General features: G+C 63.3%; 12 protein-coding genes. 9 read left to right on the plus strand and 3 right to left on the minus strand.

The window, feature by feature from the left end; all coding sequences use genetic code 11:
* Window positions 1-3 precede the first annotated feature (3 nt).
* The 4 genes from CCC_RS09195 to CCC_RS09210 all read left to right on the plus strand — a co-directional run bounded on the left by CCC_RS09195 (window position 4) and on the right by CCC_RS09210 (window position 2,506).
* Window positions 4-843: a 2-oxoacid:ferredoxin oxidoreductase subunit beta gene (locus CCC_RS09195; protein ID WP_009867167.1), complete on the plus strand. Its 840-nt coding sequence runs from the start codon at window positions 4-6 to the stop codon at window positions 841-843.
* Complete coding sequence (locus CCC_RS09200) at window positions 840-1,358, plus strand: ferritin-like domain-containing protein (protein WP_041040972.1); 519 nt, start codon at window positions 840-842, stop codon at window positions 1,356-1,358. The genes CCC_RS09195 and CCC_RS09200 overlap by 4 nt, the downstream gene beginning before the upstream one ends.
* Window positions 1,359-1,360: 2 nt before the next feature.
* Window positions 1,361-1,759: a RidA family protein gene (locus CCC_RS09205; RefSeq protein ID WP_009867165.1), complete on the plus strand. Its 399-nt coding sequence runs from the start codon at window positions 1,361-1,363 to the stop codon at window positions 1,757-1,759.
* Between the two features lie 252 nt (window positions 1,760-2,011).
* Window positions 2,012-2,506 carry a hypothetical protein gene (locus CCC_RS09210; RefSeq protein WP_152619747.1) on the plus strand — a complete coding sequence of 165 codons (495 nt, stop codon included), beginning with the start codon at window positions 2,012-2,014 and terminating at the stop codon, window positions 2,504-2,506.
* Window positions 2,507-2,845: 339 nt separating this feature from the next.
* Here CCC_RS09210 and CCC_RS21735 read toward each other — a convergent pair whose 3' ends face one another.
* A complete protein-coding gene (locus CCC_RS21735) occupies window positions 2,846-3,826 on the minus strand; it encodes a GNAT family N-acetyltransferase (protein WP_082036569.1) in 981 nt (326 codons plus the stop codon).
* Window positions 3,827-3,977: 151 nt separating this feature from the next.
* Between CCC_RS21735 and CCC_RS09225 the strand changes: the two genes are divergently transcribed.
* The 5 genes from CCC_RS09225 (at window position 3,978) to CCC_RS09245 (ending at window position 10,502) form a co-directional block, all read left to right on the plus strand.
* A complete protein-coding gene (locus CCC_RS09225) occupies window positions 3,978-4,685 on the plus strand; it encodes an SDR family oxidoreductase (protein ID WP_041040977.1) in 708 nt (235 codons plus the stop codon).
* 69 nt (window positions 4,686-4,754) lie between these two features.
* Window positions 4,755-5,189 carry a hypothetical protein gene (locus tag CCC_RS09230; protein WP_152619748.1) on the plus strand — a complete coding sequence of 145 codons (435 nt, stop codon included), beginning with the start codon at window positions 4,755-4,757 and terminating at the stop codon, window positions 5,187-5,189.
* A 373-nt stretch (window positions 5,190-5,562) separates the two neighbouring features.
* Window positions 5,563-7,509: a PrkA family serine protein kinase gene (locus CCC_RS09235; protein ID WP_041040979.1), complete on the plus strand. Its 1,947-nt coding sequence runs from the start codon at window positions 5,563-5,565 to the stop codon at window positions 7,507-7,509.
* 147 nt (window positions 7,510-7,656) lie between these two features.
* Window positions 7,657-8,976 (plus strand): YeaH/YhbH family protein, encoded by a 1,320-nt coding sequence (locus tag CCC_RS09240; protein WP_009867734.1) that lies wholly within the window; start codon window positions 7,657-7,659, stop codon window positions 8,974-8,976.
* Window positions 8,973-10,502 carry a SpoVR family protein gene (locus CCC_RS09245; protein WP_041040981.1) on the plus strand — a complete coding sequence of 510 codons (1,530 nt, stop codon included), beginning with the start codon at window positions 8,973-8,975 and terminating at the stop codon, window positions 10,500-10,502. Before CCC_RS09240 ends, CCC_RS09245 begins: the two co-directional genes overlap by 4 nt.
* Window positions 10,503-10,613: 111 nt before the next feature.
* Here CCC_RS09245 and CCC_RS09250 read toward each other — a convergent pair whose 3' ends face one another.
* Window positions 10,614-14,237: a tetratricopeptide repeat protein gene (locus tag CCC_RS09250; protein ID WP_009867737.1), complete on the minus strand. Its 3,624-nt coding sequence runs from the start codon at window positions 14,235-14,237 to the stop codon at window positions 10,614-10,616.
* 38 nt (window positions 14,238-14,275) lie between these two features.
* Window positions 14,276-17,734, minus strand: a complete 3,459-nt coding sequence (locus tag CCC_RS09255; RefSeq protein WP_269078875.1) for an indolepyruvate ferredoxin oxidoreductase family protein — start codon at window positions 17,732-17,734, stop codon at window positions 14,276-14,278.
* Between the last annotated feature and the right edge of the window lie 187 nt (window positions 17,735-17,921).

Raw genomic sequence — 17,921 nt, forward strand, 5'->3', positions numbered from 1 at the left:
GTCATGACCAGCTGCGAATCTACCGCCACCTACACCGCCAAGGACTTCAAGTCCGAGGTCAAGCCGGTCTGGTGCCCTGGCTGCGGCGACTATGCCGTGCTGTCCTCCATCACCAAGGCTTTTGCCGATCTCGGCCTTGCCCCCCACCAGACTTCGGTGGTTTCGGGCATCGGCTGCTCGTCGCGCATTCCGGCCTATACCAACACCTACGGCATCCACTCCATCCACGGTCGCGCGCTCGCGGTCGGTCAGGGCCTCAAGCTCGGCCGTCCCGACCTGACCGTGCTGGTGGCCGGTGGTGACGGCGATGGCTTCTCCATCGGCGGCAACCACTTCCTGCATGCCTGCCGCCGCAATGTCGATATCACCTATATCGTCATGGACAACCGGGTCTATGGCATGACCAAGGGCCAGCCCTCTCCGACCACCGAGTCCGATTGGGATGCCTCGGCCATGGCGCCGCCCGGCGGCACCGGCATGACGCCGTTCCATCCGCTGGCCATCGCGCTGGCCTCGGGCGCCAACTTCATCGCTCGCGGCTTCTCGGGCGATCCGAACGGCACCGCCCAGATCATCGCCGAAGCCATCAAGCATCCCGGCTTCTCCTTCGTTGCGATCATGAGCCCCTGCATCACCTTCCGTGAAGAGCAGCGGGACTGGAAGAACACCATGCGCAACGTCAACATCGAGCCGACTACCGATCCGGCCCAGGCGGCGCGCCGCCTGATGACCGATGACGGCTTCAACTGCGGTATCCTCTACCGCGGCGACCGTCCGGCCTATGGCAAGGAAAAGAAGGCGACCAATGCGGTGTCCGATCTCGATCGGGAATTCACCCTTTGAGTCGTGCCCCTGATTTTGGGGCGGTAAAGACCTCCGCCGAGCTTCTCTCCGTCGCGCGAGCGATGGAGGAACGCTCGGCGGAGCGCTACCGCGAACTGGCCGAAGCGTTCGAGGCGTCGTGCAACAACCCCGACACCGCCCAGGCCTTCGCGGACTTAGCCGATATCGAAGACGGCCACGCCGCCGACTTCCCGGCCTCGATCGGGCCCCGGCCCGAAACCGTGCCCTGGGGTGAGGACGATCCCGAGATCGCCGATCCCGACGCCGTTCACTACCTGATGTGGCCGTGGCACGCCTTCGACCTGGCCCTTCGCCACGAGCAGGACACACTGGCCCTGTTTTCCGCCCTGGCGGACAAATCCCCCTTCGCCGATGTCCGCGCCGAAGCCCTGAGTCTGGTCGAGCGCGAGAAGGGCCACATCGTCACCATGCAAACCCGCCGCGACGCACTGCCTGTGCCCCCCGACGACTGGGAATACGACGACGACGACCCCAACTGGGAAGCCGGAGACTAAGCATGCATACGACCATCCTGCCCGAGGGCTGGGAAAAGCCGATCGGTTACGCCAACGGTATCCTGGCCGAAAAGGGAAGGATGCTCGCCCTGGCGGGCCAAGTGGGCTGGAACGCCCAGCAGGTCTTCGAAAGCGAAGACCTCGTCCCCCAATTCGAACAGGCCCTGAAGAATATCCTCGAAATCCTGAGCGCCGCCGGTGGCAAACCGGAACACATAATCCGCATCACCGCGTTTTGCATCGACCGCCCCCGCTACCTCTCCGTTCGCAAGGAGTTGGGTGCCATCTGGCGCAAGCTCATGGGCAACCACTACCCCGCCATGAGCATGATCTTCGTCGCCGACCTGTTGGATCACCCGGCCAAGATCGAACTGGAAGCGACGGCGGTTATTCCGGACTGAGGCGCGCCCGCTTCTGTTCTCATCGTCACCCTCGGGCTTGACCCGAGGGTCCATGGGGCCGCTGGCAAGGTGCTTGGGGCGCCGCCCCCGATTCACCACCAAGTCACCAAGGACACCAAGAGAGCGGAGCAGACGGTTCCGCCTCTCTCTCCACCTCCCTCGGGCTCGCCCGGAGCGCGGGCGCCCCGCCCGCTTTAAGGAAACGAAGGGACTCGTCCCTTCGCGCATCCCTGGTTGTGGGGGGAGGCGGAAATGGACTCTGACCCCGTTTTCTCCCGTTTTCTCGACCTAATTTTCAGTTCGACGGCGGGGTCGGCGCTGGGCGACTTAACCCCAATCTCGATTGGCGGCAACATTTGGCCTGCCGCACCGCAAGCATTGATGGTAGCGGCAGGTTTCGCCGTCATCCCGTATGACTATTTCTATGGTGTGCTCGGGACGGTCTCTTTCGTTCTCACTGCAATTTATGCAATGAAAATTTCCGTGCTCTATTCTCTCGGCCACCAGATCCTCCTCTTAATAGTAATAATATTAACGGCCGCGATTGCGCTCGTAGCTGCCGGCTTCATAGCCGCGATCGTAGCTGCTCGTGTATCCAGAGATGACCGCAGACGAATTGTAGCTGACGACTGTGCGAATAAGAGGGGGCTTGCGATCCCTGGGGTGATCGGCGTAGCCGTCTTCATAGCCTTTGTTGTACCCAATGCGGGCGGCTTCATCAGGATCCATTGCGACATCCCAGTATGAATCCGATATTTCATATGTGAAATATCTACATTCCCAATTTGATTGAATTATACGCAAATTTATCAGCTTTGAATACTAAATCCCCATTCAAGCGTAAAATAGAACAGAGTCTTCTTAGCGTTATCCCCTCAATGCGTGGGGCGCAAAGTGGCGCTTAAAACGAGTGGGGATGCGCGAAGGGACGAGTCCCTTCGCACCCTTAATCCTTCCTTCCCTTAACTGCCCGCCCCCCCCCAAAAAAAAACGGAAGCGGGGCCGGCAGTCGGGCAACTGCCGGCCCCTTTCGGGCGGGTCGGGAACGGGAAGGGCGACCCGCCGATGGCGGCAGGGTAGGGGGGATTACCCGAGCCGACGCTGGAAGATGAGGCGCTGGGAGGGCTTGAAGCCACATCGGGCGAGGAAGCCCAGCAGTTCGAAGCTGTTCCAGGTGAGCTGGGTCTGAACCTTCTCGACGCCGAGCGAGGAGAGGTTGGTGAGCAGCTGGCTCATCAGGGCGCGACCGACGCTATGGCGGGCATAGGCGGGATCGACGCCGATGGTGTCGAGCACGGCGGTGGTCTGGGCGCGGCCGAACTCACCGTATTCGGTGCGCGCCATGACGAAGCCCGCGAACAGGTTGTCGATCTCGGCCACCAGGGAGACGCGCACGCCGGATTCCTTGGTCACTTCGGCGATCTTGCGCTTGTAGTAGGTGGAGCGGTCGCGGCGCGTGACCTTGCGGTCCACCGAGACGATGAAGGGATAATCGGCCTCGGTCAGCGAGCGCACGGGAACGCGGTCGCGCGACAGGGCGGCGTAGTCGTCGCCGGAAGGATCCGACAGGTCGACTTCGTCGCTGTCGCGGACTTGGGTGGCCAGAGGGGCCTCGAAATCCGAGACGTTGTCGGTGGAGCGTTCCAGCACCAGACGCGGCGCCAGTTCGAAGCCCGCGGACTGGAAGAAGCGGGTGATGCCGTGTTCGGTCCAGTCGGCCTGGCTGACCAGTTCCTTGATGCCGCGCTTCTTCAGGGCGTCTTCCAGGGCGGCCATCAGCTTGCGGCCCAGGCCCTGACCGCGCTGGTCGGGATCGATGCCGATGGTGTCGAGCACGCCCACGGGGCCAGCTCCGCCGAATTCGCCGTCCAGGATCTGGGCATAGGCATAGCCCTTGAGGACGGGGCCGTCGGCGGCGGCCAGGGTGACGAAGCTGCCGGGCTCGGCCGAGACGGCGGCCAAACGCTTCTCATGGTAGTTGCGGCGCGGCTTGCCGGTCAGGCGGCGATCCAACTCGATGACGCGCTCCAGGTCGGCGGCAGCGATGTCGCGGATGGTGGTGCTCATGAACTCGCGAACCTCCCTCTCGTGGGTCCACCGGTCTGGTTCTGGGTGGGAGCCGGGTCTTGACGGCATCCCTCGGCGGGCGGTACCCTGTTAAATGAATAATTCGGTACTATAATACCGAAATAGAATCGGCGGTCAAGAGGAGCGTGTCATGAAGTGGGAATTTCCTGGAAGGGTGGCGGTTGTCACCGGCGGAATGCGCGGAATCGGGCGCACCATCGCCGATGGTTTGCTGGCCGGAGGCGCCGAAGTGCACGTCTTTGACCGCGAGACCGGCGAGCTTCCCAAGGGCATGACGGCGCATGCGGTGGACGTCTCCAATTCGGACTCGGTCAATGCCGCCTTTGCGGCCATCGGCAAGCCGGTCCACCTTCTGGTCAACAATGCGGGCATCACGCGCGACCGCACGCTGCTCAAGATGAGCGACGAGGAATGGGCTTCGGTGATCACCGTCAATCTCACCAGCGCCTTCAACACCATCCGCGCTGCGGGTCCCGGCATGGTGCAGGCCGGGGTGGGGCGCATCGTCAACATGATTTCCATCAACGGTCTGCGCGGCAAGATGGGCCAGGGCAACTATGCCGCTTCCAAGGCGGGCATGGTGGGTCTGACCAAGACGGCGGCCAAGGAGCTGGGGCCCAAGGGCGTGACCTGCAATGCCGTGGCGCCGGGCATGGTGCTGACCGAGATGACCTTGAAGCTGGACCAGCAGTTCAGAGACAAGGCCCTGGCCGAGGCGGCGCTTTCCATCCTTCCCGACACCACCGACATCGCCAATGCGGTGCTGTTCTTGCTGTCCGACGCGGCGCGCTGCATCACCGGCGAGGTGATCAAGGTGGATTCGGGCCAGTATATCTGACCGGGTTGCATCCTTTTGGGGCGAGTCCTACCATCGGGATTATTCTTGAAACCGGTAAAGGGGGCGGTCATGAGGGCTCGGTTTGTTGCTTTGGTCGTGGGTGGGATGCTGCTGGCGTCGTATTCCGGGGTGGCGAAGGCGGACGGGCTGGCTCAGCCCACCCCTTCCGTGACCGACACCTATGTCAAGGGGGCGGTCAGCGGGGCCAAGCAGTATATTAGGAACTATCTGGCCATAACCCCTGACTGCACCAGCATGGGCAATTCCAAGGTCGCTGTGATGACAGAGCCGGGGCATGGTCAGGTGATCGTGGAGAACGGGGAGAGTTATCCCGACTTCAACGGGGACAATGTCCGTGTCCGCTGCAACGACAGAAAGGTTCCGGCCGTTCTGGTCTTCTATCAGTCCGAGTCGGGCTATGTCGGCGCCGATCGCATGGTGCTGGACATTGTCATGGCCAGCGGCACCTTCTACCGCCACGAATTCACTATCAACGTCCGGTAATACCAAATCCCGACGAGCAGGACTCATCGGGATTTGGTATTAAGACGCTTCACATAATCGCCACAATGCGGGGCCATCTTTGAGGAAACTTGGGATGGCCTTTTTGCTGTCCTGGTTAAAGGGACCCAAAGGGTTTTGTTAAGAACCATTCGCTAGACTGGTGATCAAGGGAAGCAGGCGAAAGGACGACGCCATGTGGTCTTGCCTCTCCGTTACAACCTTGTCGCGCCGAACAGGCGGGCTAGTCGCGCCGATTTCTCGGGCGCGCATGACAGGGGCGCGGAAATTCTCGAACTCCCCTGATGAATTCCGCGTCGTTGATCCAAACATAAGGAAGTGACCGGTCTGACCCTCTTATCCATGGAGTGACGATATGCCCAGCAATGATGATATCTTCACCCGATACTCGCGAGCCTATGAGGGTCGCAAGGACGTGGAATTCAGCCTTCTGGACTATCTCGAGGGCTGCCGCGACGATCCCATGATGTATGCCAGCGCGGCCGAGCGTATGATCGCCGCCATCGGCGAGCCCGAGGTGATCGATACCGCCAAGGATGCGCGGCTGTCGCGCGTCTTCATGAACCGCACCATCAAGGTCTATCCCGCCTTTTCCGATTTCTACGGGATGGAAGAGACCATCGAACGCATCGTCGGTTACTTCCGCCATGCGGCCCAAGGTTTGGAGGAGCGTAAGCAGATCCTCTACCTGCTGGGCCCGGTGGGCGGCGGCAAGTCGTCGCTCGCTGAGAAGCTGAAGGCGCTGATGGAGGTTCACCCCATCTATGTGCTGAAGGCCGGGAAGGAAATCAGCCCCCTGTTCGAAAGCCCGTTGGGGCTGTTCGAACCCGAAGGCATGGGGCCGATCCTGCTGGACAAATACGGCATCCCCAGGCGGCGCCTGCCGGGGCTGATGAGCCCCTGGGCGGTCAAAAGGCTGGAAGAGTTCGGCGGCGACATCTCCAAGTTCAAGGTCGCCAAGATGTATCCGTCACGCCTGAAGCAGATCGCCGTCTCCAAGGCGGAGCCGGGCGACGAGAACAATCAGGACATCTCCACCCTGGTGGGCAAGGTCGATATCCGCAAGCTGGAGATGTTCAGCCAGAACGATCCCGACGCCTATTCCTTCTCGGGGGGGCTCAACCGCTGCACCCAGGGCCTTCTCGAATTCGTCGAGATGTTCAAGGCCCCCATCAAGATGCTGCACCCCCTGCTGACCGCCACCCAGGAAAGCAATTACATCGGCTCGGAGAATATCGGCGCCATGCCCTTTTTGGGCACCGTGCTGGCCCATTCCAACGAGGCGGAGTGGCAGACCTTCAAGAACAACCGCAACAACGAGGCCTTCATCGACCGCATCTGCGTCATCAAGGTCCCCTACTGCCTGCGGGTGGCCGAGGAGCAGAAGATCTACGACAAGCTGATCGACACTTCGGAACTGGCCAATGCCCCTTGCGCGCCCGGCACGCTGGAGATGCTGTCGCGCTTTTCCGTGCTGTCGCGCCTCAAGGAGCACGAGAACTCCAATCTCTATTCCAAGATGCGGGTCTATGACGGCGAGAACGTCAAGGAGACAGACCCCAAGGCCAAGCCCATGCAGGAATACAAGGACGCGGCCGGGGTGGATGAGGGCATGGACGGTATTTCCACCCGCTTCGCCTTCAAGGTCCTGTCGTCCACCTACAACTACGACACCCACGAGGTTTCGGCCGATCCGGTGCATCTGATGTATGTGCTGGAGCAATCCATCAAGCGCGAGCAGTTCCCCGAAGATACCGAGAAGCGCTACATGGAGTTCATCAAGGGCGAACTGGCGCCCCGCTATGCCGAGTTCATCGGCAACGAGATCCAGAAGGCCTATTTGGAGAGCTATCACGATTACGGCCAGAACCTGTTCGACCGCTACGTGGATTACGCCGATGCCTGGATCGAGGATCAGGACTTCAAGGACCCCGATACCGGCCAGATGCTCAACCGCGATCTGTTGAACCAGGAACTCTCCAAGATCGAAAAGCCCGCTGGCATCGCCAACCCCAAGGACTTCCGCAACGAGGTGGTGAAGTTCGCTCTCAGGTCGCGTGCCGCCAATGGCGGGACCTCGCCGTCCTGGACGTCTTACGAAAAGATCCGCGAAGTGATCGAACGGCGCATGTTCAGTCAGGTGGAGGAACTGCTGCCCGTGATCAGCTTCGGCTCCAAGAAGGATTCCGACTCCGAGAAGAAGCACTCGGAATTCGTCGAGCGCATGATGAGCCGCGGCTACACCGAACGCCAGGTCCGCCGTCTGGTGGAATGGTATATGCGGGTCAAGCAGGCGGGTTGAAGTAAGACCGGATTCCAACGAGCCCGGCTCGGTGGAATCCGGTTAGGCCCAAGGGGCCGCGCGCCTTGTGGCGCGGGAGGCAAGGGCGCTCGCGCCCGCCCGCCGATTGAGGGCGGGCATGGAGCAACAGGGCAAGGGAAGCGGCCGATGAACATCATCGACAGACGCCTTAATCCCAAGGGCAAGAGCCTCGCCAACCGGCAGAGGTTCTTGCGCCGCGCCCGTGCCCAGATCGTCAAGGCGGTGCGCGATGCTTCCGGGTCGCGCTCCATCCAGGACATCAATAACGGCGAAAAGATCTCCATCCCCGCCGACGGCCTGCGCGAGCCCAGCTTTCGCCGTTCGGCCGATGGCGGGGTGCGCGATCATGTGGTTCCCGGCAACAAGGACTTCGTCGAAGGCGACCGCATCAAGAAGCCGGACTCCGAAGACGGCGGCGGCGGCGGTTCCGAGGGCAGCCCCGATGGCGAGGGCCAGGACGACTTCGCCTTCGTGCTGTCGCGCGACGAGTTCCTGGACATCTTCCTCGATGATCTGGAACTGCCCGATCTGATCAAGAAGAAGCTGAAACAGACCGAATCCACCACGCCGACACGGGCGGGCTATTCGGTGACCGGCTCGCCCGCCAATCTCAATATCGTGCGCACCATGCGCAATTCGCTGTCGCGCCGCATCGCGCTCAATCGCCCCAAGCCCAAGGAATTGAAGGATCTTGAGGACGAGATCAAGGCGCTGGAGGAATCGGGGGAAGACCCCGAGCGCCTCTCTCAACTACGCGTGGAGTTCGACCGCCTGGCGGCCAAGGCGCGGCGCATTCCCTATATCGATCCCCTGGACGTGCGCTATTCCCGTTTCGAACATGTGCCAAAGCCGGTGACCCAGGCGGTGATGTTCTGCCTGATGGATGTGTCGGGCTCCATGACCGAGCATATGAAGGATCTGGCCAAGCGCTTCTTCATGCTGCTCTATCTGTTTCTGACTCGCCGCTACCGCCATGTGGACGTGGTCTTCATCCGCCACACCCACGAGGCCGAGGAGGTGGACGAGGATACCTTCTTCTATTCCACCGAGACCGGCGGCACCGTGGTGTCCACGGCGCTGGAAGAGATGGCGCGGGTGGTCAAGGATCGCTATTCCCCCGCCGACTGGAACATCTACTGCGCCCAGGCCTCGGACGGTGACAACACGTCCTCGGACAACGCCAAGACCGCCGGTCTGCTGGAAGAGGTGATCCTGCCGGTGACCCAGTATTTCGCCTATATCGAGGTGGGCGCCGAGTACAAGGACTGGCTGGGCCGCGATTCCGACCTGTGGCGCACCTATAAGCAGGCGGGCCGCGAGGCCGAGAATTTCGCCATGCGCCGCGTCCGGGTCCGCAGTCAGATCTTCCCCGTCTTCCGCGACCTGTTCGCGCGCGAGCGGGGCGACAGCGCCGCCTGGCGCCTGGGCGAGGAGACGGCGCCATGAGCGAACTTCTCTTCACCGGCGCCGACTGGGATTTCGAAAAGGTGCAACGGGCCTATGATGCCATCGAGCAGATTGCCAAGGGCGAGATGGGTCTCGTCACCTACCCCAACCAGATCGAGGTGATCACCGCCGAGCAGATGCTGGACGCCTATTCCTCCATCGGCATGCCGCTCATGTACAAGCACTGGTCCTTCGGCAAGCATTTCGCCCGCGACGAGACCATGTACCGCAAGGGCATGCGGGGCCTGGCCTATGAAATCGTCATCAATTCCAGCCCCTGCATCAGCTACATCATGGAAGAGAATTCCATGGCCATGCAGACCCTGGTCGTCGCCCATGCCGCCTTCGGCCACAACCACTTCTTCGCCAACAACACCTTGTTCAAGCAGTGGACCGACGCCAAGGGCATCCTGGATTACATGGATTTCGCCAAGGGCTATATCGCCAAATGCGAGGAGCGGCACGGCCACGCGGCGGTGGAGCGCGTTCTTGATGCCGCTCACGCCTTGATGAGCCATGGCGTGCACAAATATCCTCGAAAGCGCACCCCCGATCTCAGGGACGAGGAAAAACGCGCCGCCGACCGCCGCGCCTATCAGGAACAGATGTTCAACGATCTGTGGCGCACGGTGCCTAAGAAGGCGGCGGCCAAGATGGATTCCCAGGAACTGGCCGAACGCAAGCGCAGGCTTGGCCTGCCCGAGGAGAACCTGCTCTATTTCCTGGAAAAGCTGGCGCCCAAACTGGCCGACTGGCAGCGCGAGATCATCCGCATCGTGCGCAAGATCAGCCAGTACTTTTATCCCCAGAAGCAGACCAAGATGATGAATGAGGGCTGCGCCACCTTCACCCATTACACCATCGTCAACCGGCTGCACGAGATGGGCAAGCTGTCGGACGGGGCCATGCTGGAAATCCTGCATTCCCACACTTCGGTGGTGTTCCAGCCTGATTTCGACGATCGGCGCTATTCGGGCATCAACCCCTATGCGCTGGGCTTCGCCATGATGAACGACATCAAGCGCATGTGCGAAAGCCCCACCGACGAGGACCGGGAATGGTTCCCCGATTTCGCGGGCAATAATGATCCTTACGGAACCTTGCGCCAGGCCTGGGCCGATTACCGCGATGAAAGCTTCATCTTGCAGTATCTGTCGCCCGCCCTGATCCGCAAGATGAGGCTGTTCAAGATTCACGACGAATCCGACAGCCCCCATATGAATGTCGCCGCCATTCATAACGAGCGCGGCTATCGCGAGGTGAGGAAGGCCCTGGCGCGCAATTACGACATCGCCCATCTGGAACCCGACATCCAGATCGTCGACGTGGATCTGGCGGGCGACCGCCGCCTGATCCTTCATCACTTCGTCGAGAACGGCCAGATGCTCGACGAGTCCGAGACCGTGCGGGTCCTGCGCCACATCGCCAATCTCTGGGGCTATGAGGTGCGGCTGCTGGAAATCGAATCGGGCACCGATGTGGTCTTGAAGACCTATGACGACGTGGCGCCGGCGGCCGAATTATGAATTGTCATCCCGAGCGCACGCGAGGGATCTCATCCTGGAACGGCATTTCCAGCTTGGAATCAGCGTCCCAGACGGAGATCCCTCGACTTCGCTCGGGATGACAAAGCTGGCCTATAGATGCGCCTTCTTCTCCGCCATGATGGACAGGGCCGCCGCCACCCGCCGTAAGGGGGGGCGCCAGCCTCCGGCCGGGTCGGGCCGGAACACCCTGACCGAGGCGTACCACGGGCTGTCTTCGCGCTCAGGCGGCCAGCGCCAGTCGAAGCCGTGGGGCAGCAGCGCCAGGACAGGCTTACCCAGGGCGGCAGCCAGGTGAAGCTGGGCGGTATCGCCGCCCACCACCACGTCGAGCCCTGAAATCAGGCCAGCCATTTCGGCCAGATCAGCGGGCTGAGGGGTCGGGCGCTCGATCAGGGCGTCGATGCCTTCCGATGCGATATGGTCCAGGTCGTCTTCCTCGGCCAGGGCCAGAAGCGAAATGGCCGGGTCCATGCCCAGGCTCAACATATGGCCGAGCGAGCAGGCCAGACCGGCGCGGTGGACCGTGCCGCGGCCGCGTCCCCAGGTCAGCCCCACCCGCAGCCGGTTGTCACGCAAGGAGCGGCGGCCGCGCCCGGCCAACAGATAGCCAGCCGAGGGACTGGCCAGATCGGCGCCACTTCCCAGCAGGCTGGGCAGGGCCGCCAGGCTGACCCGCATCTGGCAATCGGGCAGCGGGTCGTCTTCGCCAATCACCTGTTCGATCCCGGCCTGATCGGCCAACAGCGCGACGAGTTCATCGGGGCAGGACACGGTGACCAGGGCGCCGCGCGCCGCCAGCATGGGCAGGAATCGGGCCAAAAGCAGGGCATCGCCCACATCCGGCGTCACTTCGACCAGCACGGAAACCGCCACCACATCACCGCCATCCCATTGGGGAAGAAGGGGCGCCCGGCTGGGAGGAATGGGGCGATGGGCCATCAGGGGCAGCCCCTCGGCCAAATTGCCCGATCCCAAGAGAATCTGAGCCAAAGCCCAATCCACTCCGGGGCGCTCGGGGGCCAGAAGGCGGGCTTTGCGCATCAGGGTTTCTGCCTCGATCAGGCGGCCCTGGTCACGGCGCAGCATGGCAAGGTCGAAGACCAGTTCGGCGCTTTCTCCCTGGCGCTCCAGGGCTTCGGCCAGCAGGGAATTTGCCTCGCCGAGACGTCCCATCTGGCGCATGACCCCGGCCAGATTGGCCATGATGGCGGGATTACGGGACTGGCCCAGGGCGCGGGTAAACCCTGCAATGGCGGCGTCTGATCGGCCAGCCATGTGTTGCAGGACCGCCAGATTGGCATTGGCCATGCCGCAGAACGGGTCCACGGACAGGGCCTGTTCATACAGATGGGCGGCCTCGTTGACACGATCTTGGGATTGCAGGGAGGGGGCGGGAGCGGATAGTTCGACCGCGCGACCCGCCGCGGCCTCGACCAAGGCGGGTGAGGGCGGCAGGCTGTCGCGCCCGTAATGGGAGGCGGGTGCGATGCCGGGGGCCAGCGCCAGGACCGGTCCCGCCTCGCCCGCGAAAGGCACCAGGGCGCCGCTGGCCGTTTCCTCGGGAAAGCGCCACAGCCCGTATCCGGCCTCGGCCAGCATCCGGGTTGCCCGGGCGCCGTCGCAATGCTCCAGGATCACCACTGCGGGGCGCGAGCCGGTTCCTGCGATGATGTCGTCTTCCCAGCCTGTCTGGTCCAGGCGGAGAACCACCCGGCACGACGCCAGATGGGGCCGCTCGTCCAGCAGGGCTGCGATGGGCCGCATGGGCGTGGCGGCGGGCACCCAGTCGGGCAGGGCGAAGACGCGGGTACCGCCGCCATGGGGGGCGCGGGCGGCCAGGACGTGGCCTTCGCCAGATCCGGCGGCGGCGGTAAGCACCTCCACCTGTTCCTCCAGCCCGGAGATGGCGAAGCTGTCGCGCAGCATGTCGGCTTCCGAGGGTGAGGGTTCCAGGGTGATGACCAGCAGATCGGGGCAATGCTCCATGGCCTGCAAGATATGGTCGCCATTGCCGCCGCCAACATCCACCAGCAGGTCTCCCGACGCGAGATGGGCGGCCAGGAAGGCGTTCATGGCCGCGTCGCGGCCCATGGCGCCTCGGCGCTGCCGGTCGTTCTGCTCGGCGGTCGAGCGGATCAGATCCTCCATGCGCTGGCGGGCCGCGGCCAGGGGCGCGTCCCACTGGCCTGGGGCGGGTTGGCGCAGCAGCGTCATCGCGGGGTACCAGGGCGAATCATCTCTCCTGCGCATCCAGCGGGCATGGGCGGCATGGGGCAGCATCATCAGAACCGGCTTGCCCATGGCGGCGGCCAGATGGGCGGCGGGGCCGTCGGCGGCGATCACCATATCCATCTCGGAAATGCGTCCGGCCAGATCGGCGAAATCGGCAATGGTGGGCGAGAGGTCGGTGATCAGGGCGGGCAGAGCCTGTTCCCGCGCCTCGGCGGATCGCGGTCCGGTCTCCAGCGAGAACAGCAGGCTGCCTGGCAGGGTGGCCAGTTCCAGCACATGGGCGAAGGGCAATCCGTCTTCCGGTCGCTCGCCCGCCCAGGCGATGCCCACCTTAACCAGGGTGGAGGGGGGAACCCGGATATGGCGGATGCGGTCGGGCGGCGGCGGCAGATAGGGCTCGGCCGGGATGGTGCGCAGTTCCACGCCCATCAGAAGGGGAAGGTCATCCAGGGATGTTGCGTAATCGGCGGTAAATCCGTCGGGCAGGGCCTGGCCCAGGGGCAGAGCCCGCGTCACGCCGGGCAGGGTTTCCAGCAACGGGATCAATTCCGGCTGAACCTGTAAGGTGATGGCGGCGCAGCTTCGGGCCAGGATGGGGATGAAGCGCGCCATTATCAGGCTGTCGGACAGCCCGGATTCGGCGTGAAGTAGAAGATGGGTTCCGCTGAGATCCTCGCCCTCCCACGGATCGGCGGGGAGCAGCGGGCGGGCGAAGCCGGGTCGCCGGTGGCGCCATTGGGCGTCCTGCCAGGATGTGGCCAGATGACCGTTCAGCATGGACAATCGTGCGCGGGCCAAGCGGGCGGACGGATCCTCCTCGTCCAGGGCCAGGGCGCGCCCGATATGGGCGGCGGCTTCGTCGATCCGGTTCAGATCCATCAGCGCCTCGGCCAGATGAACCTGATGGGAGACCTGATCGGGCTCCAAGATGATGGCGGCGTGAAAGGCGTCCAGGGCCGCATCGCTTTCGCCCATGCGGGCCAGGACCCCGCCCAGGGTGGCCCAGGCGGGACCGAAGCCCGGATGGAGGCCAAGGGCACGGCGGAGCGAGAGTTCGGCACCGGCCAAGCGTCCCTCATCGCAAAGCAACTGGGCCAGGCCGCACCATACCTGGACGGAATCGGGGCGTTCCATCAGCAAGATATCGATGATGGCGTGGGCTTCTTCGGGCTGGCCGATCTGGCGCAGGGCCTCGGCCAGTTCCAGGCGGCATCCCATATGCTGGCGATCCATCTCCAGCAGGTCCAGGCAGAACAGTAAGGAATCGCGGGGCCGTCCGGCCAACCGGCAGGTCTGGGCGGCGGCCAGCGGCGCCTCGGTATTGATGGGATCAAGCGCGATGATACGGCGATAGGCACTCAGCGCCGTTTCGGTGTCGCCATAGCGGCGGGCAAGGCCCGCCTCTTGCCACAGGGTCTCGATGACCGCCGCATGCTCGGGAAGATCGGCGAATTCCAGATCGAGGTCTTCGATTTCGCTCATGGGGCAAGTCAAACCTGCCATCGAGTGCGAATCAAGGCCTATTCCGCTGCTCGCTTGTCATCATGGGGTGATTGGAGGCGGTGCAGCATTTCCGTCATCTGTGTCCTCACTTCGGCGGCGGCTTTCAGCTTGATGGGACCAAAGCCGCGAATACGGCGGGGCGCCGAGGCGATCTCCACCGCCAGGGCATGGGTGGCGGGGGTGAGATGGGCCAGAATGGTCTCTACCGCTATCTCGAACTCACCGATCAGCCTGCGTTCCAACTTGCGCTCGCTGGTGCGGCCGAACGGGTCGAAAATGGTGCCGCGCAATCCCTTAAGCCGGGTTAGCAGCGGCATCAGGCGCAACACCCAGGGGCCGAAGCGGCGTTTCTCCATGCCCATGAAGGGGGGCGCCAGATGGATCTCCAGACCCTTCCAGTCCTCGAACTGCTCCTTCAGCGATGCGGCGAAGGCGGGGTCGCAATAGAGCCGCGCCACCTCGTATTCGTCCTTGTAGCTCATCAGTTTGGCCAGGGAACGGGCCACCGCCTCGGTCAGGCTCTCCGAGCCGGGCAGGGCGGCGCTTTCGGCCGCCCTGACCCGGTCCACCAGGGCGCGGTAGCGGGACGCCCAGGCGGCGTTCTGATAGCCGGTCAGATGGACGACGCGGCGATTGATCAGTTCGTCCAGTCCCTGTGACAGGCGGCGGTGGTCATTGGCGCCCACCGGCGGCGCGGCGATGCGTTCGACTTCCGAGGGGGAATGGGCGGCAAGGCGGCCCCACAGAAAGGCCTGGATATTGAACGCCACCATGGCGCCGTTCAGTTCCACGGCGCGCAGAATGGACGCCTCGGCCAGGGGTATGCGCCCCTTCTGCCAGGCATAGCCCACCAGGAACATATTGGTTGCCAGGGCGTCGCCCAACAGCGTGGTCGCAAGGCGGGTGGCTTCGATGAATTCCGCATCGCCGCCCACCTGCTCCTTGATGGTGTCCTCCATGCCGCGGGCCGGGAAATTGAGGTCGGGGGCATGGGTGAAGGTGGCGGGCATGGATTCGTGGCGGTTGACCACGGCGAAGGAGCCGTGGGGCTTCAACTTCGCCAAGGTGTCGAAGCCCGCGGCGACGACCATGTCGCAAGCCAAGAGCAAGCGGGCCTGTCCCGCGGCGATGCGCACGGCATGCAGTTTCTCGGGGTCGTCACAGATGCGCACATGGCTCATCACCGCGCCGTTCTTCTGGGCCAGTCCCGTCTGGTCGAGCGAGGTGACGCCCTTGCCCTCCAGATGGGCGGCCATGCCCAGCACCTCGGCCACGGTCACCACGCCGGTTCCGCCGATGCCGGTGACGATGATGCCGTAGGGTTCGGTGCTTGCGGGCAGGACGGGAGGGGGCAGGGCGGAGATGTCGGCATCCCCCCGTCCTCGAGCCCGGCGAATCTGGGCGCCCTTGACTGAGACGAAGCTGGGGCAGAAGCCCTTCACGCAGGAAAAGTCCTTGTTGCACGACGACTGGTCGATGGCGCGTTTACGGCCCCATTCGGTCTCCACCGGGACAACCGCCACGCAATTGGATTGCACGCCGCAATCGCCGCAGCCTTCGCAGACTTTTTCGTTGATGAAGATGCGCTCATCCGGGTCGGGCATCAGGCCGCGCTTTCTGCGGCGGCGCTTTTCGGCGGCGCAGGTCTGGTCGTAGATCAGGACGCTGACGCCTTCCTCTTCACGCAAGGTCCGTTGCAGGGCGTCCAAGCCGTCACGGTGGTGGATGGTGGTGCCGGGGGGGAAGCATCCGGCCGGGTATTTGCCGGGATCGTCGGAGACCACGGCGATGCGGCTCACTCCCTCGGCGCGGACCTGGGCGGCCATGGCGGCTACCGAGAACCCCGATTCGGCGGTCTGGCCGCCAGTCATGGCCACGGCGTCGTTGTAGAGGATTTTGTAGGTGATGTTGCTCTTGGCGGCCAGGGCGGCGCGGATGGCCAGGGAGCCCGAATGGGTATAGGTACCGTCACCCAGATTCTGAAACATATGGGTACGGGTGGTGAAGGGAGCCTGGCCGATCCAGGTGGCGCCCTCGCCCCCCATATGGGTGAAGGTCAAGGTCTCACGGTCCATCCAGGTGGCCATGAAGTGACAGCCGATACCGGCCATGGCCTGACTGCCCTCGGGCAGGTTGGTGGATGTGTTGTGGGGGCAGCCTGCGCAGAAATAGGGAATGCGGGTGAAGCCTTGGGGAATCTCCGCCAGGCGCCGCTCCTTGTCGTCGAGGAAATCGAGGCGCTCCTTGACCCGCAGCGAGGTATAGAAGCGGCCGATGCGCGCCGCGATGACGCGGGCGATCATGGCCGGAGTCAATTCGCCATAGGGGGGCAAGACCCATTCGCCACCCTCGCCGTGCTCGCCGATGACGCGGGGGCGGACATCTTCGCGCCAGTTGTAAAGCTGGGCCTTGAGCTGCTCCTCGATGACGGCGCGCTTTTCCTCCACCACCAGGATCTCGTCCAGGCCCTCGGCGAAGGCGCGGATGCCCGAAGGCTCCAGGGGCCAGCTCATGCCCACCTTGTACAGCCGGATGCCGATCTCGGCGGCGTGGCGCTCATCCAGCCCCAGATCGGCCAGGGCCTGCATGACGTCCAGATAGGACTTTCCCGTGGTGACGATGCCGAAACGGGGACGGGGCGAATCGATGATGGTCCGGTCGATGCGGTTGGCTTTGGCGAAGGCCAGTGCAGCCGGGATGCGATGCGCCATCAGCCGCAATTCCTGCTCCAGGAATTTGTCGGGCCAGCGGATGTTGAGCCCGCCCGGTGGCATCTTGAAATCTTCCGGGGTGACGAAGATCTGGCGCCAGGGATCGACATTGACCGAGGCCGAGCTTTCCACCGTTTCGGAAATGGCCTTCATACCCACCCACAGGCCGGAAAAGCGCGATAGCGCCCAGCCGAACAGGCCGAAATCCAGCACCTCCTGCACGCCTGCTGGATTGAGTACCGGGATCTGGGCCGCCATGAAGACCTGTTCGCTTTGGTGCGCCAGGGTGGACGATTTGGCGCCGTGGTCGTCGCCAGCCAGCACCAGAACCCCGCCATGGGGTGCGGTGCCTGCGGAATTGGCGTGCTTGAACACATCGATGCTGCGGTCCAGGCCCGGTCCCTTGCCGTACCACATGGCGAAGACGCCGTCATGGGTGGGCCCTTGGAACAGGCCGATCTGCTGGGTGCCCCAGATGGAGGTGGCGGCTAGATCCTCGTTAAGGCCGGGCTGAAAACGCACGGAGTGGCGTTCCAGATGGGCGGCGGCCCGCCACAATTCCTTGTCCAGCCCGCCCAGAGGCGAGCCGCGATAGCCGGAGATGAAGCCACCGGTATTCAGACCCGCGGCCTGATCGCGCAGATGCTGCAGCATGGGCAGTTTGACCAGCGCCTGAATGCCCGACAGATAGAGACGGCCCTGATCCTGGACATATTTATCGTCAAGCGTGACGCTGGCGGCGGCGGTCATGGCGATCTTTCCCAACGGCGGCCCATGCAATGTAGGTAATTGTCGAAGCTTCCGGGTGAAAGAGGGCCTGCCAAAATAGCAAGGAATGCAATGGGCGGCCTGATTCGGGGCAAGGATATTGCGGTTCGGTGACGAAATACGGGGGATGATTTCCCCTCGCGATCAAGCTATATGAAAGCGCCTGTGTCAGAAGGGTTCCAAG

This window comes from Paramagnetospirillum magnetotacticum MS-1, assembly GCF_000829825.1.
In the GTDB taxonomy this organism is placed as follows: domain Bacteria; phylum Pseudomonadota; class Alphaproteobacteria; order Rhodospirillales; family Magnetospirillaceae; genus Phaeospirillum; species Phaeospirillum magnetotacticum.